Consider the following 17621-nt stretch of genomic DNA (forward strand, 5'->3'; position numbering starts at 1 on the left):
GCAAGTCACTAGGGCTGAAAAGCCCCTCACCCTAGCCCTCTCCCCGCCTGCGGGGAGAGGGGACTAGCTCTTCCAAAACTCCCGATTCCTACGGGATTGCGATGCGACGGAGAGCGCGTCTTTCCCCTTCTCCCCGCCAGCGGGGAGAAGGTGGCCGACAGGCCAGATGAGGGGCTGGCCCCCCAGCCTCAATTCTCAACGGTGAAACGCACCCTGTCCGCGGCGAAGCGCGAGATCGAATATTGCACCGGGACATTATCGAGATCCGCGTTCAGCGCCTGGGCAACGAGAACAATGGCGCCCGGGGATAGCTGCAGATCGGCGAGATCGCCTTCATCGGCATGCGTGGCGGTAATCTCGGTGACGATACGGACGTAATCCAAAACGCCAAGCTCCTTGAATGCCTTGGTGATCGAACCGGTCGTCCGATAGACCTCGGCGATATCACCGAACCGATCCGCCGGAAACCAGCTTGTTGCGCGCGATACCGGACGGTGATCCGCCTGGCCGAGCGTTTCGAGCCTTATTAGCGGCGTGCCCGTCTTGACCTTGAACTGTTTGGCCAATTCGGCGCTGGCGACCTCTTCGCCCGATGCAAGCAATACGCTGCGGGTCTCGCGCACCTGATCGCCGATCCCTTGTGAAAAGCGCGTGCGCCTTGAAATCGGAAAACTCAGCCGCTCCTTGCGCTCGATGAGCGTTCCCCGCCCCTGCACGGCCCGGACGATCCCCTCCTGCGCCAACGCCGCGAGCGCGCTCCGGATCGTATGCCGGTTCACGCCGAACTGCAGCGCCAGCACCGTTTCCGGCGGCACCATGCCCGTCTCGTCGAAGTCGCCGTGATTGATCGAGGTGCGAATGCGATCGGCAATCTGCCGCCAGAGCGCCACGCCCGTCTGCCTCTGTATCTTCTGCCCTGCCATTTCGCCCACTTGCCCTGTCACACGCTTGTCACGACTCACTAATAAATATAAAACTATCTTGTATGGTTGTCTATATCAATAGACATTTAGAGGAAGGCGCGATGAATTCAGCACAAAGGCAGGAAGCGGCGGCACAAGAGCGTCGGGAACGCAAGCGAGTCGCCGATCTTTTGGCGCAGGCAGAACGCGACGAGCTAGAGGCGGCCTGGGAAGCATTGCCGAGCAAGCCGACGGTACAGCCGGTGCGCGGCCCCGAGACCGGGCTCGTCATGGTACGCGGCCGCATCGGCGGCGGCGGCTCCCCCTTCAATCTCGGCGAAGTCACGGTGACACGCGCTACCGTCCGGCTGGCATCGAACACGATCGGCCATGCGCACGCACTTGGCACGGATCGTGAAAAGGCCCGGCTTTCGGCCATCTTCGATGCACTCTGGCAGCAATCGGCCACGAAGGATTTCGTCGAAAAGGCTCTTCTGCAGCCGGTTACGGAGCGTATCGCCGAATATGACCGCAAGCGCGCCGAAGAGACGGCAGCAACCCGCGTCGATTTCTTTACCATGGTTCGCGGAGAAGATTGATGAGCCTTTCCAGCACTCCGACCTTCGGCAACGAAGCCTTGACCGGCGGTTTCACCGATCCGGTCTTTGACGCCCAAAGCGTCTTCAAGATGACGATGGATGCCATGGCACGTCCGGGCACCCTGCAGACCGTTGCGGCCGACGTCGCGCCGCCCGCTCCGCTCGGTGTTGCCGCCGGCGCCATCGGCCTCACCCTTTGCGATCACGACACGCCGGTCTGGCTCTCCAACAGCCTGGCAAGATCGAGCCTGCCGGAATGGCTGGCCTTCCATACCGGAGCACCCGTCATTTCGGAACGGCTGGAGGCGCAGTTCGCCTTCATCGAAGCCGGTATGGCGCTTTCCTCCTTCAGCCAGTTCGGCATCGGCACCCAGGAATATCCGGACCGTTCCACGACCATTGTGCTTGAGATCGAAAGCCTGGAAGGCGGTAAGGACCTGGCGCTTTCCGGCCCTGGGATCAAGGACATCACCATGATTGCGCCAATCGGCTTACCGGATGCGCTGCTGCGCATCTGGAACGACAATCGCGCCCTTTTCCCGCGCGGCGTCGATCTCATCCTGACGGCGGGCCGGCAATTCCTTTGCCTGCCGCGCACCACCAAAATCACTGCGACGGAGATGTAACATATGTATGTTGCCGTAAAGGGCGGCGAAGCCGCCATCGCCAATGCTCACCGGCTGCTGGCCGACCGTCGCCGTGGGGACCGCTCGCTGCCGGCCGTCGGTATCGACCAGATCGTCGCGCAGCTCGCACTCGCCGTCGATCGCGTGATGGCCGAGGCCTCGCTCTATGACCGGACGCTGGCCGCACTTGCCGTTCGCCAGGCGCGTGGCGACATGATCGAAGCGATCTTCCTGCTCAGAGCCTACCGCACGACGCTGCCGCGCTTTGGCTATTCCCAGCCGCTCGACACTTCAGCAATGAAGATCGAGCGCCGCATCTCCGCGACCTATAAGGACTTGCCCGGCGGCCAGCTTCTCGGCCCGACCTTCGACTACACTCACCGCCTGCTCGACCCGAGCCTCCTGACTGACGAGCCGGTGGACGAGCCGATGCAGCGCCCGGCCGAAGACGGCCGCGTGATGCGCGTTTCCGAAATCCTCGATCAGGAAGGGCTGATCGAAGGCGATGGCACCATGCCGGTCGATCACGAGATCGGCGACCTCACGCGCGAACCATTGGAATTCCCGATGACCCGCGACCTTCGCCTGCAGGCGCTCGCCCGCGGCGACGAAGGCTTTCTGCTGGCTCTCGGCTATTCGACGCAGCGCGGTTACGGCCGCACCCACCCCTTCACCGGCGAAATCCGCATCGGCGAAGTTGAAGTCGAATTCGACATACCGGAACTCGGCTTTGCCGTCTCGCTCGGCCGCATCCAGGTGACCGAATGCCAGATGGTCAACCAGTTCAAGGGTTCGGCCAAGGCACCGCCGCAGTTCACCCGGGGCTACGGCCTAGTCTTCGGCCAGAGCGAGCGCAAGGCGATGGCGATGTCGCTGGTCGACCGCGCGCTGCGCGCCGAGGAGCTCGGCGAAGACATCGTTGCGCCGGCCCAGGACGAGGAATTCGTCATCTCCCACTCCGACAATGTGCAGGCGACCGGCTTCGTCGAACATCTGAAGCTGCCGCATTATGTCGACTTCCAGGCTGAGCTCGACCTGGTGCGGCGCATGCGCTGCGATTTCGAAGCCGCTCGCGATCGCGGCATGGAACCCATGACGGAGGCAGCCGAATGACCGAACTCGCCACCTACAACTTCGCCTATCTCGACGAGCAGACAAAGCGGATGATCCGTCGTGCCATCCTGAAGGCCATCGCCATTCCCGGCTATCAGGTTCCCTTCGCCTCGCGCGAAATGCCGATGCCGTACGGCTGGGGCACTGGCGGCGTGCAGCTGACGGCGGCGATCATTGGTCCGCAGGACGTTCTGAAGGTCATCGACCAGGGTGCCGACGACACGACCAATGCCGTCTCCATCCGCGCCTTCTTTCAGAAGGTCGCCAACGTCGCCGTGACCACCCGCACGGAAGAGGCAACCATCATCCAGACGCGCCACCGCATCCCGGAAGCCAAGCTCGGCCCGAACCAGGTGTTGGTCTATCAGGTGCCAATCCCGGAACCGTTGCGTTTCCTGGAGCCGCGCGAAACCGAGACGCGCAAGATGCATGCGCTCGAAGAATACGGCCTCATGCATGTGAAGCTCTATGAGGACATCGCCCGCAACGGCCGCATCGCCACGACCTATGCCTATCCGGTCAAGGTCGCCGGCCGCTATGTGATGGACCCCTCGCCGACGCCGAAGTTCGACAATCCGAAAATGCATCTGTCGGACGCGCTGCAGCTGTTTGGCGCCGGCCGTGAGAAGCGTATCTATGCCGTGCCGCCTTACACCGAAGTCGTTAGCCTGGATTTCGAGGATCATCCCTTCGAGGTGCAGCGCTTCGACAAGCCCTGCGCGCTTTGCGGGGCCGAACACGTCTATCTCGACGAGGTGATCCTCGACGACAAGGGCGGCCGCATGTTCGTCTGCTCCGACACCGATTTCTGCGAGGATCGTCGCGCCCACGGCCATGCCGGGCCTATGCTGGCGCCCGATGGATTGCCCGCTAGCAAGGAGGCTGCCGAATGAGTGACTCACCCCTTCTCAAGGTCAAGGACGTCTCGAAATTCTACGGCAGCCGCATCGGTTGCCGCGATGTGTCCTTCGAACTCTGGCCCGGCGAAGTGCTGGCTATCGTCGGCGAATCCGGCTCCGGTAAGACGACGCTGCTCAACTGCATCTCGACCCGGCTTCTGCCGACGACGGGCAGCGTCGAATACCACATGCGCGACGAGACCTATCGCGACCTCTTCCGCATGAACGAGGCCGAGCGCCGCTTCCTGATGCGCACAGACTGGGGCTTCGTGCACCAGAACCCGGCCGATGGCCTGCGCATGACGGTCTCGGCCGGCGCCAATGTCGGCGAGCGGCTGATGGCGATCGGCAACCGCCACTATGGCAACATCCGCAACACGGCCATCGACTGGCTGGAGCGGGTCGAGATCGATGCCGACCGCATCGACGACCAGCCGCGCGCCTTCTCCGGGGGCATGCGCCAGCGCCTGCAGATCGCCCGCAATCTGGTGACCGGTCCCCGTCTCGTGTTCATGGACGAGCCGACCGGCGGCCTCGACGTATCCGTGCAAGCCCGCCTGCTCGACCTGGTCCGCGGTCTCGTCAACGATCTCGGCCTGTCGGCGATCATCGTAACCCACGACCTCGCGGTCGCCCGTCTTCTATCGCATCGCATGATGGTGATGAAGGACGGCCAGGTGATCGAGCATGGTCTCACCGACCGCGTGCTCGATGACCCGCGCGAACCCTATACGCAACTGCTGGTCTCTTCGATCCTGCAGGTCTGAGGAAGAAACATGGCAACCCCACTCGTCGTTTCCGAAGTCTTCAAAAGCTTCACCATGCATCTGCGCGACGGCATTCGCCTGCCGGTCGTTGCCGATGTCTCCTTCTCCGTCGCCGCGAGCGAATGCGTCGTGCTCGGCGGACCGTCCGGCATCGGCAAGAGCTCGCTGCTGAAGATGATCTATGGCAACTATGCCGTCGACAGCGGCCAGATCCTTGTCACGCATAAGGGCAGGATCGTGGATCTCGCAACCGCCGACCCGCGCACCGTGCTCGATGTCCGCCGCCAGACCATGGGCTATGTCAGCCAGTTCCTGCGCACCGTGCCGCGCGTTGCTGCCATCGACGTCGTCGCCGAGCCATTGCTGGCACGCGGCGTCTCGGTGACCGATGCGCGTGGCAGGGCTGCGGAACTGCTGGCACAGCTGAATCTGCCCCAGGAGCTCTGGCAATTGCCGCCCGCCACCTTCTCCGGCGGCGAGCAGCAGCGGGTCAACATCGCCCGCGGCTTCATCACCGACCACGCCATCCTGCTGCTCGACGAGCCCACGGCGTCGCTCGACGCCCGTAACCGGGCCGTCGTCGTCGACATGATCGAGCAGAAGAAGGAAGCCGGCGTCGCACTGCTGGGTATCTTCCACGATGAGGAAGTGCGCGAGGCCGTCGGCAGCCGCATTCTCGACGTCTCGCAGTTCTCGCCGCGGAAGGTCGCCGCATGAGCCGCAAATTGGGCGAAACGCCCTTCATCAGCCCATCGGCCAGCGTCAGCAATTCGACGCTCGGCCGTTATACCGAGGTCTCCGACCGCTGCCGCATCGACGAAGTCGAGATCGGCGACTATTCCTACATCATGCAGGATGGTGCGGTCTGGTGCGCGACGATCGGCAAGTTCGTGAACATTGCCGCCGCCGTGCGCATCAATGCAACCAACCATCCGACATGGCGCGCGACGCTGCACCACTTCACCTATCGCGCCGCCGATTATTGGCCTGACGCCGATATGGAGACGGATTTCTTCACTTGGCGGCGCGACAACCGGGTCGTCATCGGTCACGACGTCTGGATCGGCCACGGCGCCACCATCCTGCCGGGTGTGACTGTTGGCAACGGTGCCGTCATCGGTGCTGGCGCAGTCGTCTCCAAAGATGTCGCGCCCTACACGATCGTCGGCGGCGTGCCGGCCAAGCTGATCCGCGAACGCTTCACCGCAGAAGTCGGTGCGCGCATGGATAGGCTTGCCTGGTGGGATTGGGATCACGACCGCCTGCGCACGGCGCTTGCCGACTTCCGCGCTCTGTCTGCGGAGGAATTTCTTGATCGCTACGACACCTGAGGACGCTTTCTACCCTCATCGGGCTTGCGAGGCGGTGACAAGCGATCCAGCTTTCAGATGATCCTTGCAAGGACGGGATCGAGAGGAGTTCTTCATGGCAAAGCAATTTTCCAACATCGACGACCGGCTGCGCGATTTCATCGCGCGGCAGCACATCTTCTTCACGGCTTCGGCGACGGCAGATTCCCGCGTCAATGTTTCGCCGCGCGAAACGCTGTGCCTGCGCATCATCTCTCCAAACACGGCCATCTATCTCGACCGCACCGGCAGCGGCAACGAGACATCGGCGCATATGAAGGCCGACGGGCGGCTGACGATCATGTTCTGCGCCGTCGAGGGGCCGCCGATGATCCTGCGCCTCTATGGTCGCGGGCGGATCATCCATCGCTCGTCCGCCGAATATCGGGAACTGCTGCACGATCATTATGCGGATCAGGAGCCGCTCGGCGCACGTCAGATCGTGCGGCTGGACTTCGATCTCGTACAAACCTCCTGCGGTTTCGGCGTACCGCTCTTTTCCTATGAAGGCGAGCGGCCGAGCCTGGACCAATGGGCGAAAGCCAAGGGTCCTGATGGCATTGAGGAATACCGGCGCGAGAAGAACAGCTTCAGCATAGATGGCCTGCCGACCGGCATGTTTGACGGCTAAACTAACAGGAAAGCTCTCAGCCGGCTAATCTTGCAAAAACGACGGGAATTGTAACAGCAGTTACATAAAACTGACATCGGAGCTTCATGAAGCGGGACTAATCGGTTGCCTTGTGGTTGGCGCCAGCCCCGTCGAAACTCCCTTCGAGGCAGGGGCATGCGCCCATTCTTAGCACCGGTACCGCTGAAATTTCTGCAGCCCGGCAGCCGCGAAAGGGAAGCACTATGTTCGAACTCAGGAATGTCTCGCGCCGGTTTGGAAACAAGCTCGCTGTCGATTCCGTGACTTTGGACATACCGCAAGGACAGATGGTCGGCGTCATCGGCCGTTCCGGCGCCGGCAAGTCGACGCTGCTGCGCATGATCAACCGTCTGGCCGATCCGAGTTCCGGCTCCATTCATTTCTCCGGGACCGAAGTCTCCAAGCTGACCGGTCGTGCACTGCGCAGTTGGCAGCGCGATTGCGCCATGATCTTCCAGCAGTTCAATCTTGTGCCGCGCCTCGACGTGCTCACCAACGTCATGCTCGGCCGCCTCAACCATCGTTCGACGGTTCTGAGCCTGCTGTCCGTCTTTTCCCGCGAGGAACGCATTGAAGCCATCGCGGCACTCGAGCGCCTCGGCATTGAGCAGACGGCCCTGCAGATGGCCGGCACGCTCTCCGGTGGCCAGCAGCAGCGCGTCGCCATCGCCCGCGCCCTGATGCAGCAGCCGAAGATGATGCTGGCCGACGAGCCGATCGCCTCGCTCGATCCCTTGAATGCCAAGATCGTCATGGATGCGCTGCGCGATATCAACGAGCGCGAAGGCATTACCGTCATCACCAACCTGCATACGCTGGATACTGCGCGCAACTATTGTGAACGCATCGTCGGCATGGCAGGCGGCAAGGTCGTCTTCGACGGCAAGCCGACCGATCTGACCGCAGCCGCCGTCAAGGAAATCTACGGCACCGACAAGGACGGCGCCGGCATCGACGAGACCATGACGTCGACATCCATCAACATTGCCGATCCCGCCGTGCAAGCCGCGGCGACTGAATCTGCCGGCCCGCAACCGCTGGCGCTGGCCGGTCTCTGAGAGGGACGGCCGAGATCGAAGGCCCGCGTCAAGGGCGCATTTCTTCTATCAGACCGAAGGCATCCGGGGACACCGGTTAATCAGGAGACGAACCCATGTTGAAGAAAGCACTCTTTGCCGCTACGGCGCTCGTTGCGCTCGCAGCCGGCGCTGCTGCCAACGCAGCAGACCTCAAGGAATTGCGCATCGGCATTCTCGGCGGCGAAAACGAAGCCGACCGCCTGCGCAATTACGCCTGCCTTTCCGACCACCTGAAGAAGGAATTCGGTTTCGAGAAGGTTTCGCTCTTCCCGGCCGCAGACTATAACGGCGTTATCCAGGGCTTGCTCGGCGGCACGCTCGACTTCGCCGAGCTCGGCGCTTCCGGCTACGCAGCCGTCGCCATCAAGGACCCGAAGGCCGTCACCCCGATCCTGACCACGCAGCAGACTGACGGTTCGACCGGCTACTACTCGATCGGCCTCGCCCTCAAGTCTTCCGGCATCAAGACAATCATGGACGCCAAGGGCAAGAAGCTCGGCTACGCCGATCCGGACTCCACCTCGGGCTATCTCGTTCCGCTGACGCAGATTCCGAAGACCACCGGCGTGCCGAACGACAAGTTCTTCGGCTCGACCCAGTTCAACGGTGGCCATGAAAACAACCTGCTCGCCGCTTACGACGGCAAGGTCGACGTTGCTGTCGACGATTCCTCTGGCGTTGGCGATTTCAAGGACGGCTACACCTCCGGCACCTTCCGCAAGGAAGTCGACAAGGGCGCCGTCGACCCGAACAAGCTCGTCGAAGTCTGGCGTTCGCCGCTGATCCCGAACGGCCCGCTCGTCGTTCGCAATGCTCTCGGCACCGAATGGCAGACCAAGCTGACGGACTTCTTCATGAAGCTGCCGACCACCGACACCAAGTGCTTCAACGCCATCGAAGGCGGCGACTTCAAGGGCTACGTCAAGGTTACTCCGGACTTCTACAACGCCGTTATCGACGTGCGTAAAGCTGCCATCGGCGGCTGATCCGCATCCCCATAATGGGGCGGCCGGCAACGGCCGCCCTTTTGCTATTCACACCCCTTTGCGATTCATAAGGGCAGGATTTCATGACGATCGCCGACACACAGCCGAACATGCAAAGCGCGCCGCAGAGCGCCAAGGAGATCGGCGACGCCTGGAGCAAGATGGTTGCCAAGCGCCGTCTCTACACCGGCATCGGTCTCGTGATCCTACTCATCGCCTTCGTCAGCTCGGTGCGCTTTGCCGACGAAAACAACGCCGGGCATTTCTTTGACCGCCTGCCGCATCTCTTCGATTTCCTGAGCTGGCTCATTCCGAAGGACTGGGCCGACGTCTACCGCGCGCTTTTCGACCTGCCGAGCCCGAACGGGGCCAATGGTGCCGGCGGCGAGGAGTTCAATTTCCCGCTCGGTCGGGTCTATGTCTGGGACGATTTCTATATCCCCGAATATTTCGAGCTGATGATCATCACGATCAACGTGGCACTGGTATCGACCATCATCGGCTTCGTCTTCGCCGTGCCTTTGAGTTTCTTCGCCGCCCGCAACATGTCGCCATCCAACCCGATTCGTCTGGTGACGAAGCGCATCATGGAACTTCTGCGCGCCTTTCCGGAAATCGTCATCGCCGGCTTGTTTTCGGCGATCCTGTCGATCGGTCCCATCGCCGCCATCATCGCCGTCGGCCTGCATACGATCGGCGCGCTTGGCAAGCTCTTCTACGAAGTGGTCGAGAATATCGACATGAAGCCTGACGAGGGCATGCGTGCCGTCGGCGCGAGCTGGAGCGAGCGCGTGCGCTTTGCCGCCCTGCCGCAAGTGCTGCCGAACTTCATGTCCTATGCGCTACTGCGTCTGGAGATCAACGTTCGCGCCTCCACCATCATAGGTGCCGTCGGCGGCGGCGGCATCGGCGAGGAGCTCAAACTTGCGATCTCGCGCGGTTTCGGCGCCAAGACATTGGCGCTCGTGCTGCTTCTCTTCCTGACGATCATTGCCGTCGACCAGTTTTCCGCATGGCTCCGCCGCCGCCTCGTCGGCGAGCATGCCTTCCTTTTGCAGCATTGAGGTTATCCATGTCCGTCATCGACGCCGGCCGCATGCAGGAAATCGAAGCGCGTTACCCGGAAGTTCTTCACCGGTCCTTCCGCCAGCGCTTTGGCGCACTGATGATCTTCATCGGCGTCATCCTCTACGGCATCTATGCCGTGTGGTTCTTCGACCTGCCGAAGGTCATTTCGGAAGCGCATTGGGAGCGCGTCGGCATCTATCTCAGCGAATGGGTGAGCTATGACGTGCAGCCGGAATTCCGCATCTCCGGCGACAAGATCAGCATCAAATATCCGCGCTTTTCGCCCTTGGGCGACAATCCGAACCCGGACTGGGTGAAGACCAACCCCGATGGCAGCATGACCGTTTCCGTCAGCGGCACGAGCCGCACGGTAACCGTCACCAAAACGCAGGCCATCGTGACCGCGCATGGCATCACGATTCCAATCGATATTGCTGGCGATGTGCCGAAAATCGTCGGCTCCGAGCCCGTTCCCAGCTGGATGACTGTCTATGACGACAATATTGTGGTCAATCTCGGCTTTGCAGGCGATGCCAGCATTTCCACCGACCGCGTGAAGATCCGCAAGCGGTTCATCGGCTGGGCCAACTTCGTCTTCGATACGCATTCGCCCTTCTTCGACAAGCCGGCGAGCGAAGTCATCAGCCTGATCGTTTCAGGGCCGCGGCTCGATCCTGCTCAGTCCAATCTCTCGCTGGCCTTCGACAATATCTGGAACAATGGCGCATGGCAGCATGGCGACGTCTGGACCAAGCTGTTCCAGACCATCGTCATGGCCTTCCTTGGCACGCTGCTGGGCTCGCTCGCGGCCTTCCCGCTCGCTTTCCTTGCGGCTCGCAACATCACGCCGAGCCGCCTCGTCAACCAGATCCTTAAGCGCTTCTTCGATTTCCTGCGCTCGGTGGACATGCTGATCTGGGCGCTGTTCCTGACCCGCGCCTTCGGCCCCGGCCCGCTCGCGGGCAGCGGCGCGATCTTCCTCACCGAGACGGGCACGCTTGGCAAGCTCTATTCCGAGGGCCTCGAGAACATCGACAACAAGCCGCGCGAGGGCGTGAAATCCACCGGTTCGCCGACCATTCTCGTGCATCGCTACGGCATCATGCCACAGATCGTGCCCGTCATCGTCAGCCAGACACTCTACCAGTGGGAATCCAACGTGCGCGGCGCGACCATCATCGGCGCCGTCGGCGCGGGCGGCATCGGCCTCAAACTTTGGGAAGCGATGCGCACCAATTCCAACTGGGAAAACGTCGCCTATATGGTGCTGTTGATCCTCATCGTTGTCTTCCTGTTCGACGCAGCATCCAACGCCCTGCGCTCGCGGCTGATGGGCGCGAGAGCGAAATAAAAAAGAACGGGAAAAAAATCGTTCCGCATCATCATTCTGTCACGGGAATCCGGTAGCGCAGGCCGGCAAGACCGTAGCGGTCAGGCCGGCTTTAGCCGGATTCGAACCGTTGCTGCCTTGCTGCTCTTGCGGTTTGAAGCAAATCACCCAACAGTGTCCCGCGCAGCCGATTTTTCCAAGGAATGCAGCCTTGCGCTATGCTCTCTATTTCACGCCGCCCAAAGACGATCCGTTGACATCGCTTGCCGCCCGCTGGCTTGGCCGCGATGCGTTTTCCGGTGAGATTTTTTCCGACAAGGCCATGGGTCCGCTGCCGGAAGGCCATACCGAGCTGACGGCCGATCCGCGACGCTATGGCTTCCATGCCACGTTGAAGGCGCCGTTCGAGCTGGCCGCTTCGGTGACCGAGCGCGATCTCCTCGAAGTTGCCGCCGAATTCGCCTCGCAGACCAAGGCTTTCATCATTCCGGAGCTGGTGCTTGGCCAGCTTGGCCATTTCTTCGCGCTGGTGCCGGGCTCGCTCTACCAGCCGCTGCAGGATTTTGCCTCCCGTGTGGTGAAAACCTTCGAGCCGTTCCGCGCACCGCTTTCGGAGCATGACATTGCCCGGCGTAAGCCGGAGGGTCTCACCGAGCCGCAGCGCGCCAATTTGTTGCGCTGGGGCTATCCTTACGTCAATGACGAGTTCCGTTTCCACATGACGCTGACTGGGCGCGTTCCGGCCGAGCGCCAGGCCGAGATGCACGACGTTCTGCGCGAGCGCTTCGCCGACCATAACGGCAAACCGCTCGACGTTTCCGGCCTCGCCGTCTTTATCGAAGAACAGCGTGGCGCTCCCTTTACCGTCCGTTCCTGGCTGCCGCTTGCCGGCGCCTAATATGAAAGAGCCGATATGACCAAAGAAACCGTCCTTTCCAACGCCCGCATCGTCCTCGAAGACAAGATCGTCGAGGGCTCCGTGCTGATCCGCGACGGTCGCATTGCCGCCATCTCCGAAGGCAAGTCCGATATCGGCGAAGATTTCGAGGGCGATTATCTGATCCCCGGTCTGGTCGAGCTGCATACCGACCATCTGGAAGCACATTATTCCCCGCGTCCGGGCGTCCGCTGGAACAAGACGGCAGCAATCCAGGCGCATGATGCCCAGATTGTCACCTCGGGCATCACCACCGTATTCGACTGCCTGCGCATGGGCTCGGACGAAGACGGCGGTTTCGAAAAGGGCGAGATGCGCGACATGGCAGACGCCATCCAAGCCGCCCAAAGCGAAGATCGCCTGCGCGCCGATCACCTGATCCATCTGCGCTGCGAAGTTTCTTCTGACAACGTGCTCGACCACTTCCAGGATTTCGAGAAGGACCCTTACGTCCGCCTGGTCTCGCTGATGGACCACGCGCCGGGCCAGCGCCAGTTCCAGACCATGGATCAATATATCTTCTACTATCAGAAGAAGCGCGGGCTCAGCGATGAAGCCTTTGCCAAGTTCGTCGCCAAGCGCCAGGAGGAATCGGCCAAATATGCCACGCCGCATCGCGACGCGATCTCCAAGGTCTGCGCCGAACGTGGCATCACCGTTGCCAGCCATGACGATGCGACGCTCGCCCATGTCGACGAAGCCATCAACTACGGTGTTCGCCTGGCGGAATTCCCGACCAGCATCGATGCCGCGAAGGCTTCCCATGGCGCCGGCATGAGCGTGCTGATGGGCGCGCCGAACATCGTGCGCGGCAAGTCGCATTCGGGCAATATCGCCGCTCGCGATCTCGCTGAGCTTGGCGTCCTCGACGTGCTGTCCTCCGATTACGTACCGCTCAGCCTGCTGCATGCGCCCTTCATCCTCGCGGATGAAGTCGAGGGTATTTCGCTGCCTCAGGCGATCGCCATGGTGACTGCGACGCCGGCAAGGACCGTCAGCCTCAACGACCGCGGCCGCATCGCAGAGGGCTTGCGGGCCGATCTGGTGCGCGTTCGTCGCGACCATGGCGTGCCGATCACGCGCTCCGTCTGGCGAGAAGGACGGCGGGTCGCATGAGCGCGGACGCCAATATCAAGCCGGCTAATGTCGGCCTGGCGGTTCCGATGGCGGGCACGCTCGCCGTCGTCGTAGGGCCGAGCGGCGCCGGCAAGGATACACTGATGAACCTGGCCGCCCAGCATTTTGCCGGCCGGCCCGATGTGCACTTCGTCCGCCGCGTCATCACCCGCGACGGCGATGCCGGCAACGAGGACCACAGAAGTGTTTCCGAGGCCGACTTCGATGCAATGGAGCTGGCTGGCGCCTTCGCCGTCTCCTGGGAAGCGCATGGCCTGAAATACGGCATTCCAGCCGACGTCTTCGATGAGCTTGCACAAGGCAATCTGGTCATCGCCAATGGCTCGCGCTCGGCGCTGCATCACTTCCAGAGCGCATTTCCGCGGCTGAAGATCATCAATGTCACGGCGACGCGCGAAGTGCTTGCCGAGCGGCTGATGGCGCGTGGACGCGAGAGCCGCGAAGACGTGCTGAAGCGGCTGGAAAGAAGCTCGCTGACTGTCGAGGGCAGCTACGACGTCGCCGATATCGACAATAGCGGCACGCTCGGAGAAGCGGAACGCGCCATTATTTCGGTGCTGGAAGCGTTGGTTCGGAAGTAAGCATCGCCGTTCAGCCCGGATCATCTTCACGAACTCGTAGTTAAGTCGGATCGCGGATTTCTCTCCACCTCATGCTGAGGTGCCTTGGCGCGCAAGCGTCAAGGCCTTGAAGTAGGAGGTGGCCCGGTAGAGTACCTCCACCCGCCCTCGTGGTTCGAGGCTTCGGCCCTTCAACAAGCTCAGGAGCCTCCGCACCTCACCATAAGGGCTGATCTCCTCACTGCACCCGATGCAGCTTCAGTGCGCCTCATCCCAATTATGCGCAGCGCGCGCATCGACTTTCAGCGGCACGGCCATATCGACCGCCGGCATGGCGGCGTTTTCCATGACCGAGACGATGATCGGCGTGGTGCGCTCGACATCGGCATCCTCGACTTCGAAGATCAGTTCGTCGTGCACCTGCAGCAGCATGCGGACGCGATCGCTGAGGCCAGCCGAAGCCAGTGCCGGCTCCATTTTGATCATGGCGCGGCGGATGACGTCGGCGGCCGATCCCTGGATCGGGGCGTTGATCGAAGCGCGTTCGTTGAAGGCACGGACGGAGGGATTGGACGAGCGGATTTCGGGGAAATGGATGCGCCGACCGAAGATCGTCTCGACATAGCCCTTGTCGCGCGCGGCCTGCTTGGCGCCCTCCATATAGTCGCGAATACCCGGGAAGCGCTCGAAATACTTCTTGATGTAGTCGCCGGCTTCCGAGCGCTCGATCGACAGCTGGTTGGCGAGACCGAAGGCCGAGATGCCGTAGATGATGCCGAAGTTGATCGCCTTGGCACGGCGGCGCACTTCGCTCGGCATGCCATCCACAGGTACGCCGAACATTTCGGAGGCCGTCATGGCGTGAATGTCGATGCCCTCTTCGAAGGCCTGCTTGAGCTGCGGAATATTGGCGACATGCGCCAGCACGCGCAGTTCGATCTGGCTGTAGTCTGCCGAGACGAGCTTGTGGCCCGGCGTTGAAATGAAAGCCGTGCGGATTTTGCGGCCTTCCGCCGTGCGCACCGGAATATTCTGCAGGTTCGGCTCGGAGGAGGACAGGCGCCCCGTCGTGGTCGATGCCAGCGAATAGGAGGTGTGAACGCGCTTCGTCTCGGGATGGACGTAGCTCGGCAGCGCATCCGTATAGGTCGATTTCAGCTTGGTGAGCTGGCGCCAGTCGACAATCTTGCGCGGCAGTTCGAAGCCGGCCGCCGCCAGATCTTCCAGCACCTGCGCCGAGGTGGACCATTGCCCGGTCTTGGTCTTGCTGCCGCCGGCCAATCCCATCTTGCCGAAAAGGATATCGCCGAGCTGCTTCGGAGAGCCGATATTGAAGCGCTCGCCAGCCAGATTGTAGATCTCGTCTTCCAAGGCGGCGGCGCCCTGCGCCAGCTCGCCGGAAAGGCGAGAGAGGATCTGCCGGTCGATGGTGATGCCGCGCTCTTCCATATGGGCAAGCACCGGCACCAGAGGCCGCTCCAACCGCTCGTAGACGGCCGAGAGTTTTTCTGCCGCAAGTCGTGGTTTCAGCACCAGCCAGAGACGCAGCGTTACATCGGCATCTTCAGCAGCATAGGCCGTGGCGCGATCGATATCCACGAGATCGAAGGTGACGTTGGACTTGCCGCTGCCGGCCACATCCTTGTAGGCGATCGGCTTGTGGCCGAGCCAGCGCTCAGAAAGGCTGTCCATGCCATGCGTGGCATTGGCGCCGCCATCGAGCACGTAGGAGAGCAGCATCGTGTCGTCGAACGACTTCATCTCGATGCCGTAACGCTTCATCAGAAGATAGTCGTATTTCAGGTTCTGCGCGATCTTCAGGATGGAGGCATCCTCCAGCAGATCCTTCAGGCGAGGCAGTGCATCGCGAAGGGGAATCTGGTTGTCCGCCAGGCCGCCGCCGAGCAGATCGCCGACACCGGTCTTGTGACCGAGCGGAACATAGGCGGCGCGGATGGACGCGCCAGTCGGATCATCACGGTTATCGACGATCGCCAGCGAGAAACCGACGATTTCGGCCTGCATGGCATCGAGCGAGGTCGTTTCAGTATCAAAGGCAACGATACCTGTTTCGCGCGCATCCGCGATCCATTGGTCGAGCGTTGCGAGATCGCGGATGGTCACATATTTGGAATGGTCGATCGGCGCGCTCGCGAAACTTGCGGCGCGCGCCTTGGCGAGATCTTCGGGCGCAGTGGTGCCATCCAAAGCCAGGCGCGCCTTGGCCGACGGCGCCGGAACCGATGCCCCTTCGGCCTCGACAACGCTGCCGGCGACGAGATCGACATTCTCGCCGACATCGAGATCGGGGCCATGAGCGCCCTCGCCCCATTCGATCTTGACGACGGAGGGTTCGATTGCCGCCGCGTCGCAATCGCAGGCCTCCGCCACGCGCCGCGTCAGGGTCGTGAACTCCATGGCCTTCAGGAAGCCGATCAGCTTCGGGCCGTCCTGCGGATCGAGCACCAGCGCATCGAGCGCAAGTTCCAGCGGCACATCGGTCCTTAGCGTCACCAGCTGCCGCGAAATGCGGGCAAGCTCGGCATTGGCAATAATGTTTTCGCGGCGTTTCTGCTGCTTGATCTCGCCGGCGCGGGCGAGAAGGGAATCGAGATCGCCGAACTCTTCTAGAAGCTGCGCCGCCGTCTTCGGGCCGATGCCGGGAATGCCGGGGACGTTGTCGATCGAGTCGCCGGTCATGGCCTGCAGGTCGATCATCTTGTCCGGCGGCACGCCCCATTTCTCGATGACATCGGGAATGCCGATCTGCTTGTCCTTCATGCTGTCATACATGTGGACCATGGGCGTGACGAGCTGCATCAGATCCTTGTCAGACGAGATGATCGTCACATCGGCGCCCGCTGCCTCGGCCTGACGGGCGTAAGTGGCGATGATGTCGTCGGCCTCGAAGCCGTCGGTCTCGATGCAGGGCAGATTGAAAGCGCGGGTCGCCTCGCGGATGAGGCCGAATTGCGGGATCAGCTCTTCCGGCGGCGCCGAGCGATTGGCCTTGTATTCCGGGAAGATGTCCTTACGGAAGGTCTTCGAAGAATAGTCGAAAATGACGGCGAAATGGGTCGGCGTCACTCCGACGGAGGTATCGCGCGCCGAAGTCAAAAGCTTCCACAGCATGTTGCAGAAACCGGAGACGGCGCCGACAGGCAATCCGTCCGACTTGCGTGTCAGCGGCGGCAGGGCATGAAAGGCCCGGAATATGAAACCGGAGCCGTCGACGAGGAAGAGATGATCACCTTTTTTCATGGAAGCATGGATAGCGTGACGCACCTCCAACGTCCATATAAACTTCAGCTTTGCGGGCTTGAGCGCTTCCGCTTTTCTTCAAATCGCGCAAACGCTTTATCTTTTGTTTTTACCCAATTCCGGACGGAAAACGGCGATACACTTTTCCTGGAATTGCTTTGGTGGGAAGGCCAAATCTCTCACCGAAACGTTACTAACTTTTAATCAATCTAATCTGCGCATTCCCTTGAAAAACCACATTCGAAACCTCAAATCATACTCACCGGCGATTGATACGCCGCGGGTCTGGCAACCGGCCTGTCCCCCGCCATGTCAGACTTGGACAAAGGCCTATCCCCTCTCCGGGCCTTTGTCCC

The 17621-nt window shown here is 61.6% G+C and carries 17 protein-coding genes; 15 read left to right on the forward strand and 2 right to left on the reverse strand.

Translation table 11 applies throughout. The features are described 5' to 3' along the window. Positions 1 to 188: 188 nt before the first annotated feature. On the reverse strand, positions 189 to 923 hold the full coding sequence (phnF, locus tag PH558_RS29155; RefSeq protein WP_285207966.1) for a phosphonate metabolism transcriptional regulator PhnF: 735 nt from the start codon (positions 921 to 923) through the stop codon (positions 189 to 191). Between the two features lie 101 nt (positions 924 to 1024). Between phnF and phnG the strand changes: the two genes are divergently transcribed. From phnG to phnN, 15 genes are all read left to right on the forward strand, one after another. Next, entirely contained in the window at positions 1025 to 1501 is a 477-nt protein-coding gene (phnG, locus tag PH558_RS29160; RefSeq protein WP_113333855.1) for a phosphonate C-P lyase system protein PhnG, read from the forward strand. Beyond that, a complete protein-coding gene (gene phnH / locus PH558_RS29165; RefSeq protein ID WP_285207967.1) occupies positions 1501 to 2127 on the forward strand; it encodes a phosphonate C-P lyase system protein PhnH in 627 nt (208 codons plus the stop codon). The genes phnG and phnH overlap by 1 nt, the downstream gene beginning before the upstream one ends. 3 nt (positions 2128 to 2130) lie before the next feature. Then, the gene (locus tag PH558_RS29170) at positions 2131 to 3240 is read left to right on the forward strand and encodes a carbon-phosphorus lyase complex subunit (protein WP_285207968.1); all 1110 of its coding nucleotides are present in this window, start codon (positions 2131 to 2133) and stop codon (positions 3238 to 3240) included. After that, entirely contained in the window at positions 3237 to 4133 is an 897-nt protein-coding gene (locus PH558_RS29175; protein ID WP_113410015.1) for an alpha-D-ribose 1-methylphosphonate 5-phosphate C-P-lyase PhnJ, read from the forward strand. Before PH558_RS29170 ends, PH558_RS29175 begins: the two co-directional genes overlap by 4 nt. Beyond that, entirely contained in the window at positions 4130 to 4906 is a 777-nt protein-coding gene (gene phnK / locus PH558_RS29180; protein WP_015338361.1) for a phosphonate C-P lyase system protein PhnK, read from the forward strand. Before PH558_RS29175 ends, phnK begins: the two co-directional genes overlap by 4 nt. 9 nt (positions 4907 to 4915) lie before the next feature. Continuing rightward, positions 4916 to 5623 carry a phosphonate C-P lyase system protein PhnL gene (gene phnL, locus PH558_RS29185; protein WP_285207969.1) on the forward strand — a complete coding sequence of 236 codons (708 nt, stop codon included), beginning with the start codon at positions 4916 to 4918 and terminating at the stop codon, positions 5621 to 5623. Further along, entirely contained in the window at positions 5620 to 6237 is a 618-nt protein-coding gene (locus PH558_RS29190) for a DapH/DapD/GlmU-related protein (protein WP_095433572.1), read from the forward strand. The genes phnL and PH558_RS29190 overlap by 4 nt, the downstream gene beginning before the upstream one ends. Positions 6238 to 6331: 94 nt before the next feature. Continuing rightward, the gene (locus PH558_RS29195; RefSeq protein WP_095433571.1) at positions 6332 to 6886 is read left to right on the forward strand and encodes a pyridoxamine 5'-phosphate oxidase family protein; all 555 of its coding nucleotides are present in this window, start codon (positions 6332 to 6334) and stop codon (positions 6884 to 6886) included. Positions 6887 to 7110: 224 nt separating this feature from the next. Continuing rightward, positions 7111 to 7965, forward strand: a complete 855-nt coding sequence (gene phnC / locus PH558_RS29200) for a phosphonate ABC transporter ATP-binding protein (protein ID WP_113410012.1) — start codon at positions 7111 to 7113, stop codon at positions 7963 to 7965. A gap of 95 nt (positions 7966 to 8060) precedes the next feature. After that, positions 8061 to 8972, forward strand: a complete 912-nt coding sequence (phnD, locus tag PH558_RS29205) for a phosphonate ABC transporter substrate-binding protein (protein WP_285207970.1) — start codon at positions 8061 to 8063, stop codon at positions 8970 to 8972. Positions 8973 to 9055: 83 nt separating this feature from the next. Then, positions 9056 to 10036, forward strand: coding sequence for a phosphonate ABC transporter, permease protein PhnE (gene phnE / locus PH558_RS29210; protein ID WP_285207971.1), 981 nt, complete (start codon positions 9056 to 9058; stop codon positions 10034 to 10036). An 8-nt stretch (positions 10037 to 10044) separates the two neighbouring features. Next, a complete protein-coding gene (phnE, locus tag PH558_RS29215; protein ID WP_285207972.1) occupies positions 10045 to 11391 on the forward strand; it encodes a phosphonate ABC transporter, permease protein PhnE in 1347 nt (448 codons plus the stop codon). Between the two features lie 190 nt (positions 11392 to 11581). Then, entirely contained in the window at positions 11582 to 12268 is a 687-nt protein-coding gene (locus tag PH558_RS29220; RefSeq protein WP_285207973.1) for a DUF1045 domain-containing protein, read from the forward strand. 15 nt (positions 12269 to 12283) lie between these two features. Then, positions 12284 to 13423, forward strand: a complete 1140-nt coding sequence (locus PH558_RS29225) for an alpha-D-ribose 1-methylphosphonate 5-triphosphate diphosphatase (protein ID WP_285207974.1) — start codon at positions 12284 to 12286, stop codon at positions 13421 to 13423. Further along, positions 13420 to 14025, forward strand: coding sequence for a phosphonate metabolism protein/1,5-bisphosphokinase (PRPP-forming) PhnN (gene phnN / locus PH558_RS29230; RefSeq protein ID WP_095433564.1), 606 nt, complete (start codon positions 13420 to 13422; stop codon positions 14023 to 14025). Before PH558_RS29225 ends, phnN begins: the two co-directional genes overlap by 4 nt. Positions 14026 to 14262: 237 nt before the next feature. On the opposite strand, the gene polA is transcribed toward phnN, so the two are convergent. Next, the gene (gene polA / locus PH558_RS29235) at positions 14263 to 17265 is read right to left on the reverse strand and encodes a DNA polymerase I (protein WP_285207975.1); all 3003 of its coding nucleotides are present in this window, start codon (positions 17263 to 17265) and stop codon (positions 14263 to 14265) included. Positions 17266 to 17621 lie beyond the last annotated feature (356 nt).

This window comes from Rhizobium pantanalense (genome assembly GCF_030182525.1).
Lineage (GTDB): Bacteria > Pseudomonadota > Alphaproteobacteria > Rhizobiales > Rhizobiaceae > Rhizobium.

Bases quoted from the DNA above. Each gene is read 5' to 3' on its own strand.
- phnF (WP_285207966.1), bottom strand. From the start codon at position 923: ATGGCAGGGCAGAAGATACAGAGGCAGACGGGCGTGGCGCTCTGGCGG.
- phnG (WP_113333855.1), top strand. From the start codon at position 1,025: ATGAATTCAGCACAAAGGCAGGAAGCGGCGGCACAAGAGCGTCGGGAA.
- phnH (WP_285207967.1), top strand. From the start codon at position 1,501: ATGAGCCTTTCCAGCACTCCGACCTTCGGCAACGAAGCCTTGACCGGC.
- PH558_RS29170 (WP_285207968.1), top strand. From the start codon at position 2,131: ATGTATGTTGCCGTAAAGGGCGGCGAAGCCGCCATCGCCAATGCTCAC.
- PH558_RS29175 (WP_113410015.1), top strand. From the start codon at position 3,237: ATGACCGAACTCGCCACCTACAACTTCGCCTATCTCGACGAGCAGACA.
- phnK (WP_015338361.1), top strand. From the start codon at position 4,130: ATGAGTGACTCACCCCTTCTCAAGGTCAAGGACGTCTCGAAATTCTAC.
- phnL (WP_285207969.1), top strand. From the start codon at position 4,916: ATGGCAACCCCACTCGTCGTTTCCGAAGTCTTCAAAAGCTTCACCATG.
- PH558_RS29190 (WP_095433572.1), top strand. From the start codon at position 5,620: ATGAGCCGCAAATTGGGCGAAACGCCCTTCATCAGCCCATCGGCCAGC.
- PH558_RS29195 (WP_095433571.1), top strand. From the start codon at position 6,332: ATGGCAAAGCAATTTTCCAACATCGACGACCGGCTGCGCGATTTCATC.
- phnC (WP_113410012.1), top strand. From the start codon at position 7,111: ATGTTCGAACTCAGGAATGTCTCGCGCCGGTTTGGAAACAAGCTCGCT.
- phnD (WP_285207970.1), top strand. From the start codon at position 8,061: ATGTTGAAGAAAGCACTCTTTGCCGCTACGGCGCTCGTTGCGCTCGCA.
- phnE (WP_285207971.1), top strand. From the start codon at position 9,056: ATGACGATCGCCGACACACAGCCGAACATGCAAAGCGCGCCGCAGAGC.
- phnE (WP_285207972.1), top strand. From the start codon at position 10,045: ATGTCCGTCATCGACGCCGGCCGCATGCAGGAAATCGAAGCGCGTTAC.
- PH558_RS29225 (WP_285207974.1), top strand. From the start codon at position 12,284: ATGACCAAAGAAACCGTCCTTTCCAACGCCCGCATCGTCCTCGAAGAC.
- phnN (WP_095433564.1), top strand. From the start codon at position 13,420: ATGAGCGCGGACGCCAATATCAAGCCGGCTAATGTCGGCCTGGCGGTT.
- polA (WP_285207975.1), bottom strand. From the start codon at position 17,265: ATGAAAAAAGGTGATCATCTCTTCCTCGTCGACGGCTCCGGTTTCATA.